Source organism: Streptomyces sp. NBC_01352, from assembly GCF_036237295.1.
Taxonomy (GTDB): domain Bacteria; phylum Actinomycetota; class Actinomycetes; order Streptomycetales; family Streptomycetaceae; genus Streptomyces; species Streptomyces plumbiresistens.
In genome coordinates this window covers 295,793-319,423 of sequence record NZ_CP108354.1, presented here as the reverse complement: position 1 = coordinate 319,423, position 23,631 = coordinate 295,793, and the positions used below count along the sequence as shown (strand labels likewise).

General features: G+C 67.6%; 21 protein-coding genes and 4 pseudogenes. 10 read left to right on the top strand and 15 right to left on the bottom strand.

Annotated elements, in window-relative coordinates; genetic code table 11:
• Positions 1–27: 27 nt before the first annotated feature.
• Positions 28–480 (bottom strand): DUF5707 domain-containing protein, encoded by a 453-nt coding sequence (locus OG252_RS01680; RefSeq protein WP_329333117.1) that lies wholly within the window; start codon positions 478–480, stop codon positions 28–30.
• Positions 481–1,532: 1,052 nt separating this feature from the next.
• Between OG252_RS01680 and OG252_RS01675 the strand changes: the two genes are divergently transcribed.
• Together OG252_RS01675 and OG252_RS01670 are read left to right on the top strand one after the other, a co-directional pair.
• Complete coding sequence (locus tag OG252_RS01675) at positions 1,533–1,988, top strand: SUKH-3 domain-containing protein (RefSeq protein WP_266452520.1); 456 nt, start codon at positions 1,533–1,535, stop codon at positions 1,986–1,988.
• Positions 1,989–2,000: 12 nt separating this feature from the next.
• Positions 2,001–2,771, top strand: a pseudogene (locus OG252_RS01670) (transposase).
• 63 nt (positions 2,772–2,834) lie between these two features.
• On the opposite strand, the gene OG252_RS01665 reads toward OG252_RS01670, so the two are convergent.
• A complete protein-coding gene (locus tag OG252_RS01665) occupies positions 2,835–3,674 on the bottom strand; it encodes an IS5 family transposase (RefSeq protein ID WP_329333114.1) in 840 nt (279 codons plus the stop codon).
• 86 nt (positions 3,675–3,760) lie between these two features.
• The gene (locus OG252_RS01660; protein ID WP_266452527.1) at positions 3,761–4,393 is read right to left on the bottom strand and encodes a PadR family transcriptional regulator; all 633 of its coding nucleotides are present in this window, start codon (positions 4,391–4,393) and stop codon (positions 3,761–3,763) included.
• Between the two features lie 47 nt (positions 4,394–4,440).
• On the opposite strand from OG252_RS01660, the gene OG252_RS01655 reads away from it, so the two are divergent.
• Positions 4,441–5,163, top strand: coding sequence for a bleomycin resistance protein (locus OG252_RS01655; protein ID WP_329333112.1), 723 nt, complete (start codon positions 4,441–4,443; stop codon positions 5,161–5,163).
• A gap of 139 nt (positions 5,164–5,302) precedes the next feature.
• On the opposite strand, the gene OG252_RS01650 is transcribed toward OG252_RS01655, so the two are convergent.
• Positions 5,303–5,611, bottom strand: a complete 309-nt coding sequence (locus tag OG252_RS01650) for a DUF7677 family protein (protein WP_266452531.1) — start codon at positions 5,609–5,611, stop codon at positions 5,303–5,305.
• Positions 5,612–5,914: 303 nt separating this feature from the next.
• On the opposite strand from OG252_RS01650, the pseudogene OG252_RS01640 reads away from it, so the two are divergent.
• Positions 5,915–6,682: pseudogene (locus OG252_RS01640) on the top strand (IS5 family transposase); the annotation flags it as partial.
• Positions 6,683–6,715: 33 nt separating this feature from the next.
• Here the strand turns inward: OG252_RS01640 and OG252_RS01635 are convergent.
• Complete coding sequence (locus OG252_RS01635; protein WP_329333109.1) at positions 6,716–7,624, bottom strand: ADP-ribosylglycohydrolase family protein; 909 nt, start codon at positions 7,622–7,624, stop codon at positions 6,716–6,718.
• 597 nt (positions 7,625–8,221) lie between these two features.
• Positions 8,222–8,824 (bottom strand): TetR/AcrR family transcriptional regulator, encoded by a 603-nt coding sequence (locus tag OG252_RS01625; protein WP_266452534.1) that lies wholly within the window; start codon positions 8,822–8,824, stop codon positions 8,222–8,224.
• Positions 8,825–8,995: 171 nt separating this feature from the next.
• Here OG252_RS01625 and OG252_RS01620 point away from each other — a divergent pair, with 171 nt between their 5' ends.
• Positions 8,996–9,709: an SDR family oxidoreductase gene (locus OG252_RS01620; RefSeq protein ID WP_329333107.1), complete on the top strand. Its 714-nt coding sequence runs from the start codon at positions 8,996–8,998 to the stop codon at positions 9,707–9,709.
• Positions 9,710–10,179: 470 nt separating this feature from the next.
• Here the strand turns inward: OG252_RS01620 and OG252_RS01615 are convergent, their stop codons facing one another.
• The 4 genes from OG252_RS01615 to OG252_RS01600 all read right to left on the bottom strand — a co-directional run bounded on the left by OG252_RS01615 (position 10,180) and on the right by OG252_RS01600 (position 13,097).
• Positions 10,180–11,010, bottom strand: coding sequence for an enoyl-CoA hydratase/isomerase family protein (locus OG252_RS01615; protein ID WP_329333106.1), 831 nt, complete (start codon positions 11,008–11,010; stop codon positions 10,180–10,182).
• Positions 11,011–11,125: 115 nt separating this feature from the next.
• Positions 11,126–11,926 carry a strictosidine synthase gene (locus OG252_RS01610; RefSeq protein ID WP_329345056.1) on the bottom strand — a complete coding sequence of 267 codons (801 nt, stop codon included), beginning with the start codon at positions 11,924–11,926 and terminating at the stop codon, positions 11,126–11,128.
• A 51-nt stretch (positions 11,927–11,977) separates the two neighbouring features.
• Positions 11,978–12,844, bottom strand: a complete 867-nt coding sequence (locus tag OG252_RS01605) for an alpha/beta fold hydrolase (protein WP_266452537.1) — start codon at positions 12,842–12,844, stop codon at positions 11,978–11,980.
• A gap of 7 nt (positions 12,845–12,851) precedes the next feature.
• Positions 12,852–13,097, bottom strand: a complete 246-nt coding sequence (locus OG252_RS01600) for a hypothetical protein (RefSeq protein ID WP_323186326.1) — start codon at positions 13,095–13,097, stop codon at positions 12,852–12,854.
• A 381-nt stretch (positions 13,098–13,478) separates the two neighbouring features.
• Between OG252_RS01600 and OG252_RS01595 the strand changes: the two genes are divergently transcribed.
• Positions 13,479–14,102, top strand: a complete 624-nt coding sequence (locus OG252_RS01595; RefSeq protein ID WP_266452541.1) for a TetR/AcrR family transcriptional regulator — start codon at positions 13,479–13,481, stop codon at positions 14,100–14,102.
• Positions 14,103–14,227: 125 nt separating this feature from the next.
• On the opposite strand, the gene OG252_RS01590 is transcribed toward OG252_RS01595, so the two are convergent.
• Together OG252_RS01590 and OG252_RS01585 are read right to left on the bottom strand one after the other, a co-directional pair.
• The gene (locus tag OG252_RS01590; RefSeq protein WP_329333103.1) at positions 14,228–14,425 is read right to left on the bottom strand and encodes a hypothetical protein; all 198 of its coding nucleotides are present in this window, start codon (positions 14,423–14,425) and stop codon (positions 14,228–14,230) included.
• 518 nt (positions 14,426–14,943) lie between these two features.
• Positions 14,944–16,011 (bottom strand): ArsR/SmtB family transcription factor, encoded by a 1,068-nt coding sequence (locus OG252_RS01585; protein ID WP_329333101.1) that lies wholly within the window; start codon positions 16,009–16,011, stop codon positions 14,944–14,946.
• Between the two features lie 197 nt (positions 16,012–16,208).
• On the opposite strand from OG252_RS01585, the gene OG252_RS01580 reads away from it, so the two are divergent.
• Together OG252_RS01580 and OG252_RS01575 are read left to right on the top strand one after the other, a co-directional pair.
• Positions 16,209–18,011, top strand: coding sequence for a CocE/NonD family hydrolase (locus tag OG252_RS01580; RefSeq protein WP_329333099.1), 1,803 nt, complete (start codon positions 16,209–16,211; stop codon positions 18,009–18,011).
• Positions 18,008–18,916: pseudogene (locus OG252_RS01575) on the top strand (CapA family protein); the annotation flags it as partial. The gene OG252_RS01580 and the pseudogene OG252_RS01575, both read left to right, overlap by 4 nt.
• Before the next feature lie 255 nt (positions 18,917–19,171).
• On the opposite strand, the pseudogene OG252_RS01570 reads toward OG252_RS01575, so the two are convergent.
• A pseudogene (locus OG252_RS01570) lies at positions 19,172–19,792 on the bottom strand (phosphotransferase); the annotation flags it as partial.
• A 237-nt stretch (positions 19,793–20,029) separates the two neighbouring features.
• Complete coding sequence (locus tag OG252_RS01565; RefSeq protein WP_329333097.1) at positions 20,030–20,881, bottom strand: class I SAM-dependent methyltransferase; 852 nt, start codon at positions 20,879–20,881, stop codon at positions 20,030–20,032.
• A gap of 238 nt (positions 20,882–21,119) precedes the next feature.
• Here OG252_RS01565 and OG252_RS01560 point away from each other — a divergent pair, with 238 nt between their 5' ends.
• Complete coding sequence (locus OG252_RS01560) at positions 21,120–21,596, top strand: hypothetical protein (protein ID WP_266452555.1); 477 nt, start codon at positions 21,120–21,122, stop codon at positions 21,594–21,596.
• 65 nt (positions 21,597–21,661) lie between these two features.
• Here the strand turns inward: OG252_RS01560 and OG252_RS01555 are convergent, their stop codons facing one another.
• Positions 21,662–22,246 carry a GNAT family N-acetyltransferase gene (locus OG252_RS01555; protein WP_329333094.1) on the bottom strand — a complete coding sequence of 195 codons (585 nt, stop codon included), beginning with the start codon at positions 22,244–22,246 and terminating at the stop codon, positions 21,662–21,664.
• 623 nt (positions 22,247–22,869) lie between these two features.
• Here OG252_RS01555 and lexA point away from each other — a divergent pair.
• Entirely contained in the window at positions 22,870–23,541 is a 672-nt protein-coding gene (gene lexA, locus OG252_RS01550; protein WP_329333092.1) for a transcriptional repressor LexA, read from the top strand.
• Positions 23,542–23,631 lie beyond the last annotated feature (90 nt).

Below are 23,631 nucleotides of genomic sequence, written 5' to 3'. Positions count from 1 at the left end.
CATGCCACGATCACCTGCGTGTCTGGATCACTCAACGGTGAAGTCGGCCGCCTTGGTGTCCAGCGTCGTGTCGCCGTCCTTCGCGGTGGCCAGGACGGCGACGTGCCACAGACCGCGCGGCGACGCGTCGGCTTCGGCGCGGGTGACGGTGACGGTATAGGTGCAGTGCACGGTGTCCTCACCGTACGGCTTGCAGACGGCCGACTCCACAGCGGCCATGTCCTTCGCGGTCAGCTGCTGCTTGGCGAACGACGAGTTCGCCGGCCAGGCCAGGACCTTCACGTCCTTGATGCCCGAGGACGCCGTGACGTCAGTGGTGAAGGTGAACGAGCCGCCGCGGTCGCCGTCGGGGGCGGCGTAGCGGGCGGTGCTGTGCGCCACAGACAGCGGCTGGTCCCCGGCGTAAGCGACGGCGAATGCTCCGGCACCTGCGAGGACGACGACACCGGCGGTCACGGACAAAACGATACGTCGCGACATGAGAAATTCCCCCAACAGACTCAGCTGGATCAGACCGGCGCTCTCGGTTGCGCCGTTGCACCAATACTGGCCGCGCAGCGGGCACCGGGTATGAGCTCACGTACTCAACCCAGGCCTGAGTAGCGCCAGTTCGGGTTGCGGAGTGTCACTGAAGCAGGTTCATCTTGCGGAGCAGTTCGCATCCGGCTCGCCCGTATAGTTGCCTTTTGATCTCTTTTGGTGCGGTTCACGCCACCTTCGGTACCGCCAGAGCTCCAGTGCAGGGTGAGTCCAGCGGTCACGGCGCCGAGGTCCCGGAGCAGGTGGAGGGCGAACGTTGGTGAGGCCGGGCAGTTGGCACTGCGCCTACCTCGACCTCGAACCCGGACGCCGGCCCGCAGCCCGGCGAGCCCGCCGCCGTCGAACTCCTGGACCACCTCTGCAACGTCGTCGTCACCGCCGTCGCACCTGACGCGCTGGGATTCCTCACCGGCCAACTCCCCAAACCCACCAGCGCCTGGCTACGGGGCTGCGCGCTGCGCCTGGCCGGCGTCGACGACGGCGCCGCTCTTGGTGGCAGTACGCCGCCGGCGCCGAATGCACCCCGGCCGCCTACTGCCTGTCCCTCTACCACCGGGCCCGCGGAGAAGCCCACGCCGCCGCCTTCTGGCACGAAACCAGACCGGCCTGGACGCGGCAAACGCCTCCGACACACGCCGGCATCTCCACCGTCCTGCGCATCCTCAGCCGCCTCGCCGGCCCCGGCCAACGGTCACGTACTCGCCGCGCCGACGCCATCATCAACCAACGCCAACGCCGTCACCCGCGGCTACCGCCGCTATCCCGGCGTCGAGATCCCCGTGCCCGAGCCCCGCTTCGCGGACCGCATCCGCTTCATCGGAATTTTTTTCGTCCTTACCTAAGCGCTGAGCCCGTAAACGATCTTCGTGTCCTTCGTGGCCAATGGCCCTGTCCGCTGGTCGGGATGTGCGGCAGACTGAGGCAACAGACACGGTCGAGTGGGAGGGCGCATAGAACACAAAAGTGAGTCGATGACAGCTTGCAGTCCGTCGGTGCTGGACGCGCTGGGTGCTGCTGGGTGGACAGCAGGTCGCAAGATCTCCATCACGGAGTGGACGCGGCGACTGACGGGTGCCGGGTTCGAACTCAACGACGTGGCGGTAGCGGTCTGGGCCGAGTTCGGCGAGCTGACGATCCGGAGTTCCCCGAGCCGTGTCCCCGGTTCCTCACTGCACATGGACCCCGTTGACGCCTGCATCGACGACGCTGAGGAAGCGTCCAAGTTGAGGCGGCACTACGGAGAGAACTTCAGCCCTCTGGGCATGTGGTCGAGCCAGTTCCTTGCGTACATCTCAGCCAGCGGTCGCGTCATCGCCGTGGGGCCGAACTGCCTCTGGTGGCTGGGTTCTACCTTCATGGAGGCGTTGGCCTACGTGGTGGACGGCGATGGCGGCGTCGATCGTGCGGAGCAGGCGGACTGGCTCGCCAACTGCCTGCCCGGCAGGTGAGACGATCTTGCCGTGGCTGGTGTGATCACAGCGTCGGAGCCCTCGTGGATAGCCCCGTTCACTGGGCTGAGCCCACGGCAGTTCGCCGAGTTGCTCACCACGTTGCGGCGCGAGGCCGCAGACCCGGTCCGCAAGGGCAGGCCTTGGAGCCTGCCCTTGCGGAACGGGTGCTGCTGGTCACCGCATATTGGCGCACGAACCTGACGCTGGGGCAGCTGGCGCTACTGTTCGGCGTCTCGAAGTCCGCGGCCGACCGCATCATCGACCACCTGGGTCCGGCGCTCGCGGTGCGGCCCCGTAAGCGGTTCCGTCAGGACACTGTGCTGATCGTGGACGGCACTCTGGTGCCCACGCGTGACCATACGGTCGCCGAGCAGTCCAAGAACTATCGGTACTCGGCGAACCACCAGGTCGTCATCGACGCTGACCCCCGGCTCGTCGTCGCGGTCGGCCGGCCGTTGCCGGGCAGTCACAACGACTGCAGGGCGTGGGAGTTGTCCGGAGCGAAGGACGCCGTCGGCACCACCACCGTGATTGCCGACGGCGGCTACCGGGGCACCGGCCTTGGCCATTCCGCACCGCCGCGAACCCGGCCAGACCGAACTCCCGGCCTGGAAACAGGAACGCAATGCGTTCCACCGCAAGGTCCGCGCCCGCGTCGAGCACGCCTTCGCCCGGATGAAGACCTGGAAGATCCTTCGCGACTGCCGTCTCAAGGGCGACGGCGTCCATCACGCCATGCTCGGCATCGCCCGTTTGCAGAACCTCGCCCTCACCGGATAGCCCCACCGTGCAGGGGATCGAGGGTGTGACTGCCTTAGAGCTCGCGCGGATAGGGCACGCGCGTCACGGGCACCGGGCAGGGCGAGCGTCCCACCTGTAACGGACCCAGGACTGGCGGACCAGGCGGCCGATGATGATGACTGCGCTGGCCAGTGCGACCCAGGCGTTCTGCACGCACTCCTGCCGGTCGGTCACCTTTGCCAGCGTCGAGAACCCTCGGTTGTGCCATGAGTTGGTCCGCTCAACGACCCATCGATGGGTGTGGTTGATAGGCAGGAAGGTTCCTTTAGGTGTGATGTTCGGGGTGCAGCCCAGCTCGGCGAGCAGGTCCCGGGTCCGAGCCGAGTCGTAGCCTGCGTCCAGGTGGACTGTGATGGCCTCTGGAAGCCGGAACCCGAGCACGGCGAGCGTCTCCAGCGTGGGACGCAGGAGCGGGGAGTCGTTCCTGTTGGCCCCGGCCAGGACCCATCCGATCGGGATCCCGCCGCCGTCCACGAGCACCGATCTCTTGAGACCTGATTTACCGCGGTCGATAGGGCTGCGGCCAGTGTTCTCTCCTCCGCACGGTGCTTTGACGATGCATCCGTCGACCACGAGGTTGTGCAGGTCGAGGCCGACGGTCTGGTCGTATGCCTCCAGGGCCAGGTGGTGGAGCTGTCCGAAGACGCCAGCGCGGATCCACTCGTCGCGCCGAGCGCGCATCGTGGTCGCCGAGCAGGAACCGTCAGCGTGCTGCTGATAGGTGCCGCCCAGGACGAGGCGGGCCAGGAGTTTGTCGAAGACGATCCGGTCAGGGATGCGAGGCCGGTGACATCCCAGAGGGTGGTTGATGTTCCGTTCGGGAAGCAGCGCCTGGAACTGCTCCCACAGAGGGTCGGTGATGAAGGTGGGCAGGACGGGCACGCGGTCTTCTGATCGTCGTCGGCTGAACGAAGAGGTGGGGCTGTCGCGGCGCAGCCGTCTGGGCGCGGCGCGACAGCCTGCTCTTGCTACTCGCCCTGCGAGTACGCCACCGCGCCGGCAGGCGAGCGGGCGATGACCACGGCGCCGACGAACCGTTCACCCTCGCCCTCGAAGGTGGACGCGCCACCCTCGATCCGCTCGATCAGGCCGCGGGTCCACTCCACGCCCGCGTCCGCCGAGTGCACCCAGAAGTGCATGATCTCGCCGATGTGGCCGAGCTGTCCGGGCCCGTCCTCCGGGGTGTAGTAGTCGGTAACGCTCTTGCGCCACTCCTCGTGCCCCTCCACCCGCTTCTTCAGTAGCGCCACCGCCTCCTCGCGCGGCAGGTGAACGATGAAGCCGATGCCGGACGAGACGACGTCCATCTTCTGGTCGTGGGAGACGAGGGCCTCGCGAAGGAGGGAGAAGAATTCCTCGGTGCCCCGCTGTGTGAGCTCGTACTCGGTGCGCGGCGGGCCGCCCGCCGTGGACGGGGCGATCTCGTGGGCCAGCAGCAGGCCTCGCTTCGCCATCTGCTTAAGCGCGTGGTAGATCGAGCCGGGCTTCGCGCTCGACCACTCGTGCGCACCCCAGTACTCCAGGTCGTTGCGCACCTGGTAGCCGTGCGCGCGGCCACGCTGGCGGACGGCACCCAGGACGAGGAGACGGATCGCGGGCATGCAGAGAACCCTTCCCCATCTAATCAATTTTGACTAGTGTAGCGGGTATGGCCGAAAAGACGATCCCCTTGCTCCCATGTCAGACCATCCAGCCCGTCATCGACTTCTACATGGCTCTCGGTTTCGAGGTGACCTTCCTGCAGAAGAGCCCCAATCCGTTCACGGTTGTCGAGCGAGGCGATATCGGGCTGCAGTTCTTCGGCATGAAGAAGTACGAGCCCAGCGAGTCGTACAGCACGTGCTATGTCCTCACCGATGACGTGGACGGGCTGTACGAGGCGTTCCGGGCCGGGCTCAAGGCCGCGTACGGGAAGATCCCGAGCCGGGGCATTCCGCGAATCGGGCCGCTCAAGGACATGTCCTACGGGGTGCGGCAGTTCCTGATGACCGACCCTGGGGGCAACTGCATCCGGGTCGGGCAGCCCACCAGCGAGGACCTGCACCACCGGCCCGCCCCCAAGGAGACCTTCGCGCGAGCGCTGCACAACGCCACCCTCTTCGCCGACTCCAAAGAGGACCCAGCAGGTGCGGCGAAGATCATCGACCGGGTGCTCGGGCTCGAGGGCGAGCGGCCGACACCCGCGCAGCTCGTACGCCTCCTCGTCCTGCGCAGCGACGTGGCCGGGCGGCTCGGTGACGAGACGACGGCGGTGTCCGCGCTGAAGAAGGCCGCCGCGGTCCAACTCACCGATGAGGAACGGCAGTCGGTCAGCGGCGACCTGGAGAGACTGAAGGACCTGGCGGGTTCGGAGCCGAAGCTTGAGGTGTGACATCTGAGCTGGATCGTCGGCCCGCCGTTCGGAGCGGTCCTTGGCGTGCTGAACCCCATCTGGCAGTCCGGCCGCCTCGTGTCTGAGGGCTGGACCTATCCGCGCGACCTCCTACTCGAATGACGTCACACGTCAACGGTCAATGAAGTTGGCATTCCCACGGCTCGATGTCCGGCTCCCCTGGGGGCAGCTCCATGGTGCAGTATCGGTAGAGCCAGGCTGCAGCCCTGCGCTCCGCGTGCTTCTCGTTGACCGGTTCTCCCTGCTCATCCAGTTCGAGGACGTTGGCGAAGATCGCGACGCAGATCTCCATCTGGGAGGGAGACTCGCGCAACTCCTCCCAGTAGTCGACCCCTTCCAGCATCGGGTGGCCTACCGACCCCCGGGCGAGCCATCCAGCGAAGCGTCGGAAAGCTCCGGAAGCACCATGACTGAGATGCGAAGGCATGCGAAGAATCTAGCCCCAGCCTTCCCAGGTCGATCGTCGACCTCCCACCGCAGGAGGCAACGGACTCTCAGGGGGCGGCGCCGATCCTTCGGGACACCCCTTTAGGGACGGCGCTTTACCCGCGACAGAGGGCGATTTACGCCACCGGCTGTCCGACCCCGAGTGCAACTCTCGTCACTCACCTGCGCGTTGGGCACCGGGCCACCCCGTTCAGCGCTCCCAACGCAATGGTCTTCGAGGTGGTTGCATCGCTCCGGGACTATTGATCCGAGGTGCGGGGTGGCGCGGCCGAAGCCGTGGGAAGTGGATGACGAGTTGTGGGCGGTGGTCGAGCCGCTGGTCCCGAAGGCCGAGCGTCGGTACCGAACATCCGGGACGCAAGCGGCATCCGGACCTGCTGGGGTTCCAGGGCATCCTGTTCGTGCTGCATACCTGGATCGGATCGCCTGGGAGTACCTGCCACAGGAACTCGGCTTCGGGTCGGGCATGACCTGCTGGCGTCGCCTGGCGGAGTGGATCGAGGCCGGGGTGTGGCCGCCCCGTCTGCATGAAGTCCTGCTCGCCAAGCTGGTCAGCGCGAACGTCCTGGACTTCTCCCGAGCGGTCGTCGACGGCTCCCGCATCCGGGCGTTAACGGGGGAGCCAGGACCGGACGAAACCCTGTTGACCGGGGCAGAACCGGCAGCAGACACCACCTGATCCCCGATGCCACCGGCATCCCGCTCTCCGCCACCCTGACCGGCGGGAACCGCAACGACGTCACCCAGCTGATCCCACTGCTCCAAGCGGTCCGCCCGTGCGCGGGAAGCGCGGCCGCCCCGGCGCCGTCCGGACGTAGTGCTAGGCGACCGCGGCTACGACCACGACAAGTACCGCCGGCTGGGGCCTCGGAGTGAAGCCACTGATCGCCCGCCGCGGCACCGAACACGTTTCCGGCCCGGGCAGCCCAACGCTCGGTAGTGGAGCGCGCGTTCGCCCACCGGCACTGGTTCCGCCGGCTGCGGATCCGTTGGAGATCCGCGACGACATCCACGAGGCCCTCCTGGCCCCGGATGCGCACTTATCTGCTGGCGGCGCCTGAACTCATCCCGGCAGGAGTCCTTACTACGTCACGACCGGGGGCAGCGGTTCACAGGCCGCGTGCCATGCAGTAGGAAGGGCGGCAACGCCGGTGCGGGCGGCGATGACCCCGCCCGCGATGGCGCAGGTAGTGTCGATGTCGCCGCGCCCGGAGACCGTGACCCACAGGCCCTCGTGCAGGTCGTCGAGGTGTCCCGCCGCACACCATAGGGCGTACGGGACGGTGTCGGGCCCTGACATCCGGTAGCCGGAGCCCAGGACCTCCGCGGCGTGCCGAACCGAGGTGCGCTTCGGCATCCGGGCCGCGATCCGCACTCCCGACCGGACGTCGCTGTCGGGGAGTCGCTCGGCGACTGCCTGAAGGAAGTCCGGTCTGGCCGGGGTGGGCCCGCCCCGGCTGCGGGTCGCCAGCGCCGCGGCCAGGGCGACCGCCACCGCTCCGGTGACCGCCTCCGGGTGGTGGTGCGAGACCACACCCTGGCGGGCGGCCTGCTCAGCGACCACATCGAGGTCGGCGCCGTGCCAGGCACCGAGCGGGGCGGCTCGCATGGCCGCGCCGTTGCCCCAGGAGCCCTGGCCGCCGAACTGTCCGGCGACCACCTCCTGCCAGGGCTCGCCCGCATCGATCCGGCGCAGCACGTCATGCATCGAGGCTCCATAGCCGCGGTGCGTGTCCTCGGCGTAGGCCGCCGCGAGGCGCAGGGCCAGGCGGTCCTGGTCGACGACGCCCCCGCCCTCGACGAGCTCCCGGACGAGAACCAGCGCTTGAGCGGTGTCGTCACTCCACCGCCACAGCGGTTCCGGGGGCAGCGTCCGCGCCTCCAGGGCTGCCGGTCCATGCCTGCGCAGGATGCCGAACCAGCGGTCGCCGAACGCGTCGCCGAACGCGAGCCCGTACAACGAATCCAGCACAGCAGTAGGCACGTTGATCATCGGCGCAGTATCGCAGCGCGATGGCTCTCCTGCACTCCGATTTCGGAGCCGCCAGGCTTCTGACCTGGACAGGGTGTTGGGCGGCCTGGTCTGTGACCTCGAAGCTACTGATCGCCCGCCGCGGCACGGACACGGCTCAGGCCTGGGCACCCAACGCTCGGTCGTGGAGCGCGCGTTCGCTTACCGGCACTGGTTCCGCCGCCTGGAGGCGTACCCGACTCCGGTGGGGGAGTGCGTTGCATCGTGCACGACGCATGGCGCCGTGCGCCCCCTGATCCGCACCGCGCCGGGTGTGGGCGATGCGCGGCTGTGCGGGCTGGTCAAGGCCGGATATCCAGCCGGGCAGAGGCGTTTTGCCGCCAACGATCAGTAATCGATCCACCGCGTGGAGTGGTTCCGGATGCGGGTGGACTGGGACGTTCGTGTGATGGGGCATCCGCACCCGCGGGGACGAATCCCCGTCGTCACCCGCGGGGACGAAGCCCTGTCGTCTGCGCTGGGATCGGTCCGGATCCCGCAACGCCGTACGGCTGTTCTGTCTCGAGCGCATGCCATGACCTCCCGGCATGCGCTTGCTTGCAGAACCCGGACCGCGCTTCAGCGCGGCAGCAGGACGCTGACCTGGCCTCGGATGTCCTGCACGAGCTCTTCGACGCTCAAGGCGATGTTCACGCTCGCCGCCATGCTGAGGAACATCACGGCGGACACGATGTGCGCCAGCGTCGCGGCATCGCTCTGTGTGACCCGCTCGTCTCGGCGCAGCACGGCGGCGATGGCCTCCTCGGCCTGCGCGGCGATGGCGAGCGCTTCGCCGTGCCGGGGCTCTTCGGGGTCGCCGAAGACCGCCTCTCGCATGTAGGTGCGTCCGTTGTCGATCTGGGTGCGATTGCATTCCACGATCGGCCGGATGATCGCCAGCATCGCGTCCAGCACGTCTGGAGTGGTCTCGGCATCCGCCCGGCCCCGCTCGAGCGCTGCCGCGTACTTGACGTTCTGCACGAGCAGGAGAAGCTCGCCCTTGGTCTTGGCATACAGGAACAGCGTCCCGGTGCCGATGTCAGCCTTGTCGGCGATCTGCTGGGTCGTGACCTCATCGACGCCGCGTTCGGCGAACAGCTCGCTGGCAGCGGCGATGATGCGGTCCAGTTTGTCCTGTTTATTCCGCTCGCGCCGTCCTATCGGCTGGGAGGCGGCAGGCATGACGGCACCCTCCGGGAATAGATTCTGACTATACTCAGTTATGAGGGTAGTCACTAACGTGTCGGCTCGAAAATACCTTGCTCATGCTCCCACAGCAGGGCGCGGAGCCATTGCTCCACCCGTGCGCAGCAGTTGCGCCGACCGCCCTTTACCCCCTGGAAAGGAACACCCATGCCCTCCCTCAACGGAGCAGTCGTCCTTGTCACCGGAGCAAACGGCGGCATTGGTACCCACTTCGTCCGCGAGGCCCTGGCTCGTGGCGCCGCCAAGGTCTACGCCACCGCCCGCGCCCCCCGCATCTGGGACGATGAACGCGTCGTCCCCCTCACCCTTGATGTCACCGACCCCGCGTCGATCGACGCTGCCGTCGCCGCGGCGCCGGATGTCACCATGCTCATCAACAACGCGGGCGCGACCCCGCCGAGTGCGAGCCTGCTCGACGTCACCGAGGCAGACATCCGGGGGAACATGGAGACGAACTTCTTCGGACCCGTCTTCCTCGCCCGCGCCTTCGCACCGATCCTCACTGCCAAGCCGGAGTCGGTCCTCGTCGACGTGCATTCCGTTGCCAGCTGGTACGCCTTCGGCGGCGTCTACAGCGCGTCCAAAGCGGCACTGTGGTCGGCCACCAATGCTCTGCGCATCGACCTCGCGCCCAAGGGCGTCCACGTGACGGGGGTGCACATGGGCTACGTCGACACCCCTATGGCCGCGCACGCCGACGGCCCCAAGCTGCTGCCGGCAGAGCTGGTGACGAAGGTCTACGACGCCGTTGAGGCCGATGAATACGAGGTCCTGGCCGACGAGTTGACCGCGCAGGTCAAGGCGGCTCTGAGCGGTCCGGTCGAGGCGCTTTATCCGGACCTGCACAGCACAAACGCCTGAGCTTGATCTTCGGCCCCGGCCAGGTCTTGTCGGGTCGGGGTTCCGCGATCTATGGCGTTCGAACGATGGGCCGGCGCCGAGGAGGCGTGCGCCGCCGCGGTCGTCGAGCCTCCGACGGTATGCGTGGTCGACCCAGCAGCCCCGACACCACCCGCAGCAGTGCGGACGGGTACCGGCTGCGCCACGCGGTGGTGAGTCCCAGCCAATCGGCCTGAACTCCGACCCGGGTGCCGACGCGCTCGAAATTCGTCCGCGACGCCGGGGCGCCAGTCGACCACGGTGCCGAAGACGTCGAACACCACCGCGTCTACAGCAGCGCCAATCCATCGGCCGTCTTCGGTAGTGACGGGGTTTCGCGCCATTGTCTTTCTCCTGATCGGCACGGAGGCGACGACGAACCAGGTAGCCCCCACGACGAACGAGCACCGCCGCGGCATCTGCTGCGTCGGTGTTCGTTTCGTGATGGGGTGTCAGAGTTGCTGGTTGGCAAGGCCGATGTACTGCCCCAGGCGGTACTCGAAGTCGATGCCGGCCTGTTCGACGACAGCCTGCGCGCCGACGGCGCGGGTGAGGAACCCGGGGAGGGTGATGGAGTGGGCGAACTCGCCGTAGGCGGCGATCAGATCCGCGTCCGGGGGCAGGGAGGCCCGGTTGATCTGGGCTTTCGCCGAGGCGAGTGAGGTGCGGTCGAAGGAGGCGAGCCGGCCCACGATCGTGTCGACGAAGGCGTCGAGTTCGCTGTCGGGGAGGGCACGGGTGGTCCAGCCCCAGCGTTCGGCGGTGTCGGCGTCGTAGTCGTCGCTGGTGAGGATGGCTTCCAGAGCGCGGTCGCGTCCGATGGCGCGGGGGAGGCGTTCGGTGCCGCCACCACCGGGGAGTAGTCCGCTGCCGACCTCCGGCTGCCCGAAGATTGCTTTCTCCCGGCTGGCGTACCGCAGATCGAGGGCGAGGGCGAGTTCGTTCCCGCCGCCGCGGGTACGTCCGCGGATGGCCGCGATGGTGATGTAGGGCGCTTTGGAAAGTTTGAGGACCAGATCCGTCCATACCGGCACCGCGTTCTCGTCCTCGGGGGCGGGGAAGTCGGCGGCGGCGGCCAGGTCGAAGTGGTTGTAGAAGAAGTCCGGGGTGGCGCTGTCGAACACCACGACCTGGATGTCCGGGTCGGTGGCCAGTTCCTCGACGATCTCAATGAGGCGCAGGACGGTCTCGCCGACGATGAGGTTGACGGGCGGGTTGGAGAAGGTGATCTTCGCGACCTGGGGTGAGGTGCGCGCGTAGTGGATGGTGCTTTGCTCGCTCATGGTCTGGGTCCAGATGTGTGAGGGCGGATGGCGACGGGGTGTCAGTGGGACGGTGACGCCTGGGGCGGATCGATTGCCGAGCAGGTCCGGCGGTCCTGCTCCCAGCGGTTGCCGCTCACTCCTGGTAATGCGGGAGGATGTCGCCGTTCTTGACGTAGGTGAGGGCGGCGGCGACGTCGTAGGCGTGGATCGCGGAGACCAGCGGTGCCAGCTGGTCGGTCAGGTCCTGGATCACGTTGCCGGTGAAGAAGGCGTCCCGTGCTGCGGTGTCGGTGAACCCGAGCATGAGGGAGGCGTGGAAGCGCTGGTCGTGGGGGTTGTCGTGGGCGACGTTCGGGGTGTCCCAGAGCTTTTGGTTCCAGGGCAGGAACGTCTGTGTGCGCAGTTCCTTCAACACTCCGGTGCCCGCGAGTGCGGGGACGAGTTGCTTCTTGACGAACTTCCGGAACTCACCTGCGCCGGCCCCGTCTCTGCGGCGCAGGTAGACCAGGACGCGGGCACCGACCTTTTCTCCCGGGCCTGCGACGTCGTACCAGCGGGATGAGTTCGGCGGGCCGGCGTAGAGCAGGGTGCGGCGGAACACGTTGATCTCGTCCTTGTAGGCCAGTTGCGTCTGCTTGCGCCCCTTCAAGGGCGCGACCGCCGATCGGAAGGTGACCTCCGCGACGCCGTCGATCTTCCGGTCGGCGGGGATCGAGGTCTCCACTCCCTCGGTCGCCGGCCACTGGCCCGGGTTGTGCTCGGCGAGGTGGATCTGGCGGTACTCCTCCAGGCCCGGGGTGGCGGAGATGATCCCTGAATGCGGGCCCTTCCAGTGGTCCATGCCGGTCTGGCGGGGCTGGTCGGTGCGCACCCACAAGAGGATCGAGGAGGTGAAGTGCTTCTTCACGTCCAGCTGGACGGCGGCTGATGGCATGCTCACGGTGTTGCCTTTCTCTTCCTGTTTCTCTTTCTGGTCAGGTGGTGGTCATCGGGCGAGGAACTCGACCGCGACCGGGGCGAACTCCTCGTAGTACTGGAAGATGCCGCCGTGACCGGAGTCCGGGTAGATGATCAGCTCGCTGTCCTCGATGCGCCGGTGCAGGTCCTCGGAGAGGACCGAGGGGACCATGCGGTCGTTGTCGCCGTTGGCGATCAGCGTCGGATGGGTGATCTTCGACAGGTCGTCGGGGGTGGAGAGCCCCCACTTCTTGATCGCCTTCAGCTGCGTCTGGAAGGCCTTGACCTTGATCTTCGCGTCGCGGTCGACGGTGCGCTCCTCGAGCCGCTTGACGAACGCGCGCGCGGCGGCCTTGCCGACGGAGTCGCGGTTGAAGAACAGGAACTCCTTGGGGTCCGACCGGGTCAAAGTGGCGCGCAGCGTGTCCCAGTACGTGGTGGCGACAACCTTCTCGATGTCCTTGCCGCCCTTGGGCCCGGTGCCGGTGAGGACGAGTTTGCGGACGAGTTCGGGGTGCTTCACCACAAGGGCCTGGGCGATGAAGCCGCCGAGGGAGAAGGAGAAGATGTCGATCTTGTCGAAGCCGAGCGCCGAGATGAAGGCGTAGGCGTCGTCGGCCATGGCCTCGACGCTGTCCGGCACCTGGCCGGTGGAGGCTCCGACGCCGCGGTTGTCGAAGGTGATGACGTGACGGCCCTTGGCGATGGGGTCGACGATGCGGGGGTCCCAGTTGTCCAGGGTGGCGGCGAGGTGGACGAAGAAGACGACGGGAATGCCGCCCCTGGGCCCCAGCTCGCGGTACGCATAGGTGACGCCGCCGGTGGTGATGGTGCGGGCCGGGGCATTCGCGTAGGAGGTGATGACGGGTTCGTTCGAGGTGCTGTTGGTGCTCATGATGGCTTCACCTTGCTTGTTGTGGGTGTGCGGTTTGGGTCGCCCGTCGCGGTCGCGGCGGGATCAGTAGTTGCCGGTGATGGCTTGGTTTGCCGCGGACGCCACCATGGGCCAGGGGCTGCATCGCCTGCGGGGTCTGGCCGAAACCGGACACCTTTCGCGCGACCGTGCGCACCACGCCTTGGTCGACGAGGCGTGCGGTGATCTGGCGGAGCTGATCGCCGCCGGCGTGTAGGTACAGGAAGGCGTACACCTGCCGGGCTTCTTCGCCTGCTTGCGGATCTTGCCGCTGAGGCCTGCGGCGGCCAAGGGCGTCAGAGGGTTCAGGTCGGCCTCGCGCAGGTGAACGCGGGGTTGGGGGACCGGCGATCCCGATGATCTTTACCGCCGGGCTTGAGCACCCGTAGGTACTTCTCCAGTTTCTCCCTGCCGAGGCTGTCCGGCATCAGGTCGCGGACGCCCTGATGGGGAGTCGATCCTCCCTCTCGTTTGAGCTGTTATATCCAGATGATCCGGTCGTCCAGATGATCCGGCACCTGCGGAACGCCTTCACGGGGTCTCGCCTCACCTGACCGGCCCGAGTACACTCAATTATGAGTCGCCTCATTTTTGTTGTCAAGAGGGGAGGACGTTCATGGGACGCGGTCACATGCCGATCGGGCGTCGAGAGCGGGCCAAGAAGGACAAGCGCGAGCGCATCATGACCGCAGCCCGCGAGCTGTTCGCCGAACACGGCGTCAGCAGGGTCACGACGCAGCAGATCGCCGAGCGGGCCGATGTCGCGATCGGCACCCTGTATCGGTACGCGTCCACGAAGGCGGAACTGCTGATCATGGTGCAGAACGAGAAGTTCGCCGACGCCATCGACGACGGCCTCGCTGCCGCGAACACCGTCGTCGGGCAGGGAGTGCTGGAGCCAGTCGCTGCTCTCATCCGGCCCGTAGTGGCCTGCATCAGGGGGCAGGTCGAAAACGGCCGCACGTACTTGCACGAGCTGGTCTTCGGCGACCCGGCAGAGCCCTACCGGCGTGCGGGCCTCGCTCTTTCCGCCCGCCTCGAGGACGGCATCACCGGCCTACTCACCCGCGACGAGTCCATTGGTGCGGCCGACGCGGCGACGCTGGCGCGCGTGATCACCGCGATCATCCACATCAGCACGACTGCCACCATGTACCTGCACCGCAGCGACGAAGCCGTCCTTGCCGACATCCGCAGTCAGATCCACGCCACCCTGGTACCCCGCCACTGCGCCGCATGACCAACCCGTTCCACGAGAGAACCGTCGAACACCACCGCAGGGGCACTCCACGGGCATGCATTACGACGTCGTCATCCCGGGCGCCCTTCCGGGCGGGTACGTCGCCGCGACGCCCGCTGCCCCGCTCAACTGCCAGTGGGGCGGCGCAGGGACAAGGTGTACAGACCTGCGGGGATGCCGGACAGGCCCTGGGACTCGAGTGCCTTTCCAAGGACGCAGTCGGTCAACTCTCCGTCGGACTCGATGAGAGAAGCGAGAGCGGTGAACCAGGATGTGCCGAGCAGCCGGGAGCTGCCGCCGGTCTGGCCAGGAGGTTGGGGCACCGGAGGCAACTTGAGCGTCTGGCCGTGGCCTTCCCAAAGGCTCGGCTCCCCTTATGCGGTCAGGAAGGCGCTGTAGGCCTCCTGCTTCTGGCGCTCGCTCCAGATGAACTGATGAACTCCGCCGTACGGTAGGCGATGCGGGCGGCGTCCTGGGTCCCTTCGCGGCGCCGGGCCATCGCCCGGTAGCGCGTACGAGATGCCTCGGCTCGTCGGACAGGTCTCCTTCCAGCCGCGGGACGCTGACCGCCGGCCCTCATGTCCCTGGAGCCGGGGGCGCGCGACCTGCACATCTGGAGGGCGAGACCCCGGCGGACGGCGCACGGGAGTTCTGGCCCGATGATGCGGCGACCGCGCTCACGGACCCGCCGCGAGGCCCTCCCGCGCCGACTTCCGATCGAGCCGGAGCGCTCTCCACGCTGCTGGAGGACGACCCAACCGAGCCCGGTGGCCGAGTCGAGCAACGTCGGTTTCCTGTTGTGTGGGCTCGAAGCGGGAGAAGGATGGTCAGCGTGCTCAATTCACCGAACGATGACCCGGAGAAGTTCTACGCCGATGTGCATGAGGTGGTTCACATCGACTCGGTGATAGACGTTCCTGCCACTTCTCTCCGACGTCAGGAGCCCGGCCGAGCGGAGTTTCGCGAGATGCCGTGAGACCTGCGGTCGCGTCATGTTCGCGCGACGAGCGAGATCCGATGTCGTGATCGCTTCATTGACCATATGGCGACACAGGCTCAGGCGTGCGGGGTCGGAAAGGATCAGCAACCGCTGGCGTACTTCGTCGATGGAGGGCGGTTGGCGCTGCCATGCCACCGGATAATGCAGCACGACCGGGAATCCTGGTTCGCCTCGAATGATGAGATGGGGGCGTCCGTGAATGGTCGGGACGAGGAAGACATGGTTCCCGCGGAGTGGGACATTGAGGTCCTGAAACTTGTCGAAGCGTACGCCTCTGCCGCCCTGAACTACCTGTGCGGCAGGGCTCACTGAGGAGATCAGCTCCGCGAGGGGCAGTTTTCGGAGCCTGGAACGCGTCTGCTCGGCCTCCTCGCGCAGGCGGTCGTGAATGCGTTCCCATTCTTCCGCGAAGAACTCCTCCACGGAGTCCTCCAGTAGCCGTACCAGGGATGTCCGAAACGCCTCCGGATCGTCGATCAATTTCTTCGCCAACTCGCCTCGGGAGAACGAGCGTGCTTCGCATGCCGTGACGAAGTCGGCCGGTTGGGTGAGCGCTCCGCTCGGGTCGAAGGCTCCGCCTTGGATCGCGTAGGCGGCGGCCTCGATGAACGTGGTCTCGTCGAGTTGCGACAGGCGATCGATCTCCGTCTCGATTTCCGCGTCGAGCGGAGGGCTCAGCGGGAGCATGAGGCGGCAGCGGCGGCGGGCCCAGAGCGGCGCGAATCGCGTCAGCCCTTCACGGAATTCCCGTGGAAGGGATTCGCTGACCTTTGCCAGCCATGACCGGGAGTCCAGGTGGTGGTCGGGCTCGGCCAGCGAGTGCAAGCAGGCTTGAAGCTCGGAGATCGGTGACGTTCCGATGGTCACGTCCGAACTCTTCGCGCCCCTGAGATCGAGGAGGACTGGCATCCGCTGACTGTAGACGAACAGTTACCGCCCTCGCGGTAACGATCGGGCTCACGCTTCCGCCCCCGACCTAGAGTCCCGGCTCATCAGTGGCACAACGTTGCGAGGGAATGAACGTGGTCGACAGTCCGGGGACAGAGAGCACCTGGCAGGCCGTCCCGGAGCCGGGATCCGGATGGCGCCGGGTGATCCGCCTACCGATGCGCGATGGAACCGAGCTGGTCACGGACGTCTACGCGGCCGATCCGAACCCGGCCCCGCGGCCCGTACTGCTGGAGCGCACGCCCTACGGCCGCCGGAAGGCGCGCGGCTCGGACGGGGCCTTCGCGTCCTGGAACCCGCCTCCGCCGGAGGCGGTGTGCCGGCGCTTCGTCGAACGCGGCTACCACGTGGTCCGCCAGGACTGCCGTGGCCGTGGTGAGTCCGGCGGTGAGTTCGTCAAGTACCTCAACGAAGCCGAGGACGGCTACGACACCGTCGAATGGCTCGCGGCCCAGCCCTGGTGCGACGGCCGGGTGGCCACGATGGGCGTCTCCTACGCGGCACACGTACAGACCGCGCTCGCCTCGCTGGGGACACCGTCCCTGTCGGCGATGTTCCTCGACTCCGGTGGCTTCGCCAGCGCCTACGAGACCGGTGTCCGGCTGGGCGGAGCCTTCGAACTCAAGCAGGCGACCTGGGCCTTCGCCAGGGCGCGGACCAGCTCGGCGACACTGGCCGATCCGGTGCGCAGCGCCGCGCTCGGCAGGGAGTCGATCGAGGAGTGGTTCAGGCAGCTGCCGTGGCGGCGCGGGCACTCACCCCTGCGGCACGCTCCGGAGTACGAGGACTATCTGCTCGAGCAGTGGGAGCAAGGTCGGTTCGGGCCGTACTGGCAGCAGCTCGGCATTTACGGGCGGGGCCATTTCGACCATTTCCCCGACGTGCCGAGCCTGCACATCTCCAGCTGGTACGACCCCTATATCCGGACCGCCGTCGAGAACTTCCAGGAGCTGGGGGCTCGCAAGACGAGCCCGGCGTATCTGGTTCTCGGTCCGTGGACGCACGGCCGGCGCAGCGTCTCCTACGCCGGGGACGTCGATTTCGGTCCTGAGGCGACCCTGGACGGCAACCTGGCGGCCGACTACGTCGAGTTCCGGGCCAACTGGTTCGACTCGCAGCTCTCCCCGACGCCGTCGACGTCGACGGACCCGGCTGTCCGCTACTTCAGGATGGGTGGCGGGTCGGGCAAGCGCACCGCGGACGGCCGGATCGACCACGGCGGTCGCTGGGAGGCCGGCTCGGCCTGGCCGCCGCCCGACGCACAGGCCACGGAGTTCTTCCTCACCGCCGGCGGGGAGCTCACGCCGGAGCCCGGGGCGCTCACCGGGTACCTGGAGTACGACCACGACCCCCGCGATCCGGTGCCGACGATCGGTGGGCAGGTGACGTCCGGCGAACCCGTGATGGTCGGCGGCGCCTTCGACCAGCGCCCCGACGACCGGACGTTCTCCCTGGCGGGGTCGCGGCTGCCGCTCGACGCCCGTCCCGACGTGCTCACCTTCCAGACTGCTGTGCTGGAGCGGGACGTCGTCGTGGCCGGCCCTGTCGTCGCCCGGCTCGCGGTCTCCTCCAGTGCGGCCGACACCGACTTCACGGTGAAGCTGATCGACGTCCACCCGCCGAGCGAGGACTACCCGGCCGGCTTCGCCATGAACCTGACCGACGGCATCCTGCGCTGTCGGTACCGCGACTCGTACGAGAACCCGTCACCGCTCGAACCGGGGCGGGTTTACGACATCACGGTCGAGGCCCCCGACACCGCCAACCTCTTCGCCCGCGGTCACCGGATCCGGATCGACGTCAGTTCCAGCAACTTCCCCCGCTTCGACGTCAACTCCGGCACCGGCGAGGCCGAGACCACCGACCGTCGCCGGGTGGTGGCAACGAACCGGGTGTTCGTCGACGGACGTTCAACGGTCACCCTGCACCTCCTCTCGGAAGACTCGGAGGACTCGGCATGAGCATCGGTACGGGAATCACTCTCGCGGCGGTCGGCGACCTCGTCCTCGACGACGACGTCCTGACCCCCCGCCTCGAGACAACCGCGCCCGGTCTTCTCGATGTCCTGCGCGGCGCGGACGTCACGATCGGGAACTTCGAGACGACCGCGATCGACTTCGACCGTTTCCGCGGCTGGCCGGAGGCCGAGCCAGGGGGATCGTGGCTGGTCACCTCGGTCCGTAGCGGAGCCGATGTCCGGGACATGGGCCTGGACATGGTGTCCAGGGCCAACAATCACGCCACCGACTGGGGGGTGGCCGGCCTGCGCTCCACCAGCGCCGTCCTCGAGGAAGCCGGACTCGTCCACGCCGGCGCGGGCGAATCACTGACCGCCGCACGGGCCCCGCGCTACCTTTCCACTCCCCGGGGGCGGGTCGCGCTCGTGTCGGCGGCGACCCGCTACCAGCCCATGTCCTTGGCCAGTGACCCGTTCGGAATCGTGCCCGCGCGCCCCGGCATCAACGGCCTGCGCACCAAGAAGTGGTTCGCCGTCCACCCCGCCCAACTCGCGGTCATGGCCTCGATCCGCGACAGTCTCCCGCCCGAGTCCCTGCACCACACGGCACGCGGCGCGGACGCACGGGACGGCTCCGTGACGCTCCAGGGAACCGCGTTCATCTCCTCCGACACCACCGGCGGCCGAGTCGGACCGTACTGGAGGGCCGAGGAGGAGGACATCGTCGCCCTGCGTACCAGCGTGCGGCAGGCCAAACAGAGCGCCGACATCGCCGTGGTCGCCCTCCACACCCACGAACCCGGCAACTACAGCGCCGAGCCGCCCCCCTTCATGCGGGAACTCGCGTACGCGGCCGTCGACGAGGGGGCGGATGTCGTCCTCGGCCACGGTCCGCACCAGTTGCGGGGTATCGAGGTGTACCGCGGCCGTCCGATCTTCTACTCGCTCGGCAACTTCATCTTCATGCAGAACCGGCAGTTTCCGCTGACCCGCGAGGCGTGGCGGCGCACGGGTCTCGACCCGGCCCGACACACCTCCGGCGAAATGCTCGAACAGAAACGGATCAAGGTCGTCGCTACCCAGGTGATCACGGAGCACCTGCCGCGGCCCAACCTCGAGCAGATGCCATGCGCTCACAAGATCCAGCGAAGGGTCAGCCGGCCCGAAGCCGCCAACGTCGAGAATCCCCGCAAGCCGACCAGCGGACACGAGCACGTTGCCAGGAATCAGATCGCAATGGGCCATGGTGTCCTCAGCTGCGCCTCGCGGCAGATCACGCAAAGTTGCCCAGATGCGGCGCAGCCGAGGGACATCCGTGAGTTGCTCACTGTGTCTGAAACAGGTTTCCATCCACGCGTCATGGGACTGCAGGTCGCCTCCTCGACCCGTGCCGGCGAACGTGCGGCCCTGCGTGTCGATCGCGCGTAGGTCGCCGATGAGATCGGCCAAGTCACCGGCGAACGCGGCCGATTCGCCCGGGCCCTCGTTGGCGGCCACGGTCCCGGGCAGCCACGTCTGCACGGACCACGGAAGCGGGTAGCCTGCCCCCGGCTCACCAAGCGCGACCGGCTCGGGCGTGGGGAAACGCGTGCGACCGGCCAGCTCGCGAGCCGCTTCCGCTTCGGACTCCAGCCACCGCCGCGTCGACTCGACGTCTGCGAACTCAAGAGGGAATCGGGCTGCGAACCGATCGCCGATACGGAAGATGGCGTTGACCGTACCCTGCGCAGCGATGCTCCTGACTGGCAGGCTCCGCCACTCGGGAAACTGCTGCTCTACCAACATGCGCACCGTCTCAGGCGACACCGTCAGCTGGTTGGCGTGCATCTTCATGCTGGCAGCATCCGTGTCACGATCTCCGACTTCAACCCATTTCTGTCGCGCAACCTTGCCTGCTGGCAGTCCGGCACGTGGCGGGGAGCCCTTGAATTCAGTGCGCGCATGACTGGCTGGACACGCATGAACCTGGCTCCACTCATCAGGCCCCCTTGGGATCGATCATCTAGGGAACCGGGAGGCGCTCTACCGGCGGACCGCCGAGATCAGTCCGCCGGGCCGCTCCTCGCGCTGCGGCGGGGCGCTGATCGGGCGGCCGTAGGCGGCAGCGCGCTCGCGCAGGGTGTGGCTGTCGGCCTCCCAGCCGTGCCCGGCCAGCCAGCCCACCGGGTCGTCGGGCATTTCCGAAACCCACATAGACGCCGCCGATCCCGGCGCGGCATCCGCGCCGAAGCGCTCGATCACGCCGCGCGAGCCCAATGTCAGCCCCATCCGACTGTCTGCCGCCGACTGCGTGCTGATCCGGGCCAGCAGTAGCTCCACCGCATCCTCGGGCAGATAGATCAGCAGTCCTTCGGCGATCCACACGGTCGGCACCGCCGGGTCGTGCCCTGCGGCGGCCAGCGCGCCTGGCCAGTCCGCACGCAGATCCGCCGCGACGGTGATCCGCTCGCAGCGTGCGACGGCCCGCTCCTGGCGCAGCACCGAAGCCTTGAAGTCCAGTGGCGCGGCGGTGTCGACCTCGAACAGCCGGGTGCCCTCGGGCCAGTCCATCCGGAAGGCCCGGCTGTCCATGCCGGCGCCGAGCAGCACGACCTGCCGGACCCCGGACGCGGAGGCCTGCTGCAACAGATCGTCGAGGAACTTCGTCCTGATGACGATGGAGAACGACACGGCCAGCCGGCGGCGCCGTGCGGCCTCATCATCGGGCAGCGGCGGCGAGGAGGGCCACAGGCCGCGGGTGGTGGCGAAGGCCTGGGCCAGTGGGTCGCGGAACAGCGCGTTCTCCCGCTCGGTCTCCAGCGCTCGCACCCTGGCCACCCCCACCGCCGTGGCCCACACTCCCGACGGCTGCACCCGCTCCTGCTCATCAGTCACCGCGCCAGCCTAGATGTTCGATTTCTTGGGGCCTGATGAGGGGAGGAGGGGCCCTGAGCAGGTGTGGGGGAGCGTGGCAGTGCTGTCCGCCGCTGAAAATCAGGCGGGTTGAGGCGGGTTGAGGGCGAAGAGGACCGCAACGGCGACGAAGGCGGCAGCACCGCAGCCCACGGCCAAGGGACCCCTCCCGGACCTCGTTGTCTACTGTCCGCCCATGAGAGCTCCGCGATGGATCCTCGTGATCGCCGCCGCAATGGCGCTGGCAGGCTGTTCAAGTTCCCCGGAGGCCGCTTCCCCGGTGGCCGCACCACCGGAATCGGCCCCGGCCTCGTCCAGCACGCCGACCGCACGGCCAAGCGCCACGGCAACCTCGGCCTTCTGCCTTGATCTGACGACCTTCCAGGTCGGCGTCGTCGCCTACAGCGCCGAAGTGGGTGCGGCGATCGAAGGGGAGCCGCTGGACTTCAAAGAGCTGCGGAGGAAGGCCGCCTTGATCGCCGACATGGGTGAGGCGATGCAAGCGAGCGCGCCGCCGGACGTCGCCAAACACTTCCGTACGGTGCTCAAGGCGATCGATACCTCGGCAAGCAATCTGAAGTCGGGCGCCAAGGCGCGTGATGTCGTGGATCCCGTGTACGGCGAGCGCAACCGTCCGGCCTTCGACGCGGTGGACGACTACGACTGCGGCGCTGCGTTGCCCGAGGGCAAGGCATGAAGACCGCCGGCAGGATCAGGACCCAGTGGCTCGCTGGAGTTGGGTGACCTCTCCGGCCTGTCCCATCAGCTCCGGTTCCGGCATAGATCTGGGGGAGCGATTGCGGAGCGCCACTCTCGCCTGATCAACCCGAATACCCACGAGTCGGATACCTCGCCGTTCACAACGCAGTCCTCCCGCAACGTCCCTTCACGGATGAATCCGATCTTCTCCAGGACCCGGGCAGATGCCAGGTTGCGCGTATCGGTCTCGGCCTGCACTCGATTCAGGTCCAGTGTGTCGAATGCCCACTGCAGCAAGGCGTGCGCGGCCTCCGTCGCGTAGCCGTGTCCCCACATTGCTTCGTCGAGGACGTAGCCCAACGACGCGCTGCGGTAGTCCGGGTTCCATCCGGTCAGACCGCACCAGCCGACGAAGGCCCCGTCAGAAGCGCGGTCGATGGCCACCCGGGCCCCGGTGCCTTCGTCCGCCATCGTCCGGCACATGTTGATGAAGCGTTTGGCGCGGGCCCGTTCGTCCCACGGCGGGGAGTCCCAGTAGCGCATCACGTAGGTGCTGCTGTGCAGGGCGAAGAGCAGGTCCGCGTCGGTGTCGGTGAAGGGGCGCAGTCGCAGGCGAGTGGTGTGCAGTATGGGGGTGGCCAAAGTCATGCGCACCATCTTGTGTCCTCATGGGGCGGGCAGAACACCGAATATCCGATCCCCCTCCGATCCTCACGACCAAGGCTGCGCCTACCAGCAGATCGTGCACGGCACGACTACTTGGCCTGCCCACGTGCTGGCTGGGACATCGACGGCGCTCCCATCCCGTCGGTCCTGCTTCGAGGCACAGCCGATGTGGTGACCTGCCGCTACGCACTCCCGTATCTCCGGTACTAGCGGCTGCTGACGAACGTCGGACGCTGACTGCGCCTCCGGGCACCTTCTGTGCACTCGTGTACGTCGACCGGGCGGACGGAAGCAGGAAGCTGGGACCCGATCCGTTTCACCGCGCCTTCACCGAGAAGGAGCTCCAGGCCCTGGAATCGGGATGGGCATACCGGCAGACGTACGCGCTCAGCCGTACGCAGAGGGCAGTCGTACTACGCGACTACGGCCGATCTCCCTCTCCCGCTGTCCCGTCTCCGCACGGCGGGAAGCTACTCCCGGCGCCGGTCCACGCCCCTTCTCCCGAGGCCGGTCCCGGTGCCGGGTGCATGCGTAAGGGCGTTCCATGTGCGCCGGATGGCGGGTTAAGGTCGCGTTCTGCGAAGATCTTGTATGGAGGAGCCGGGATGGACAACAGTGCGCCAGCACGCCGGGGCCGTCCCCCGGGCTCCGGTACCGCCGAGGGGGAGCTGACGGACCGCCAGTCGGCCATCGTCCGCTACATCACGGAGTCGGTCGCGGGGCAGGGTTACCCGCCGTCGATGCGGGAGATCGGCAAGGCCGTGGGCCTCGTCAGTACGTCCTCGGTCGCCCACCAGCTGATGACCCTCGAGCGCAAGGGCGTCCTCTACCGTGACCCGCACCGTCCACGCGCCTACCAGGTACGGCCCTCCTGGGCACCCGACCTCGGCACCAGAGGCGAAGCGCCGGTCGAGGTGCCGCTGGTGGGACGGATCGCCGCCGGTGCACCCCTGCTCGCCGAGGAACTGGTCGAGGACGTCTACTCCCTGCCCCGCCAAGTCGTCGGCGACGGCGACCTGTTCGCCCTGACGGTCTCCGGCGACAGCATGATCGACGCATCGATCTGTGACGGCGACATGGTCATCGTCCGCCGCATGGACAGCGCCGACCACGGCGACATCGTCGCCGCGCTCCTGGAGGACGAAGCAACCGTCAAGGTGCTGCGCCGGCAGGAGGGGCAGGTGTGGCTCATGCCCCGCAACCCCGCCTACGAGCCGATCCCCGGCGACCAGGCGCAGATCCTCGGCAAGGTCGTCGGCGTACTCCGCATGCTCTAGAAATGCGCGCGGCGCATCGCCGTGTGGCACCGTAAGGCTCAGGTCTGGCCCGTCACATCCCCCGAGGTGACGGGCCAGACCGTTCACCCG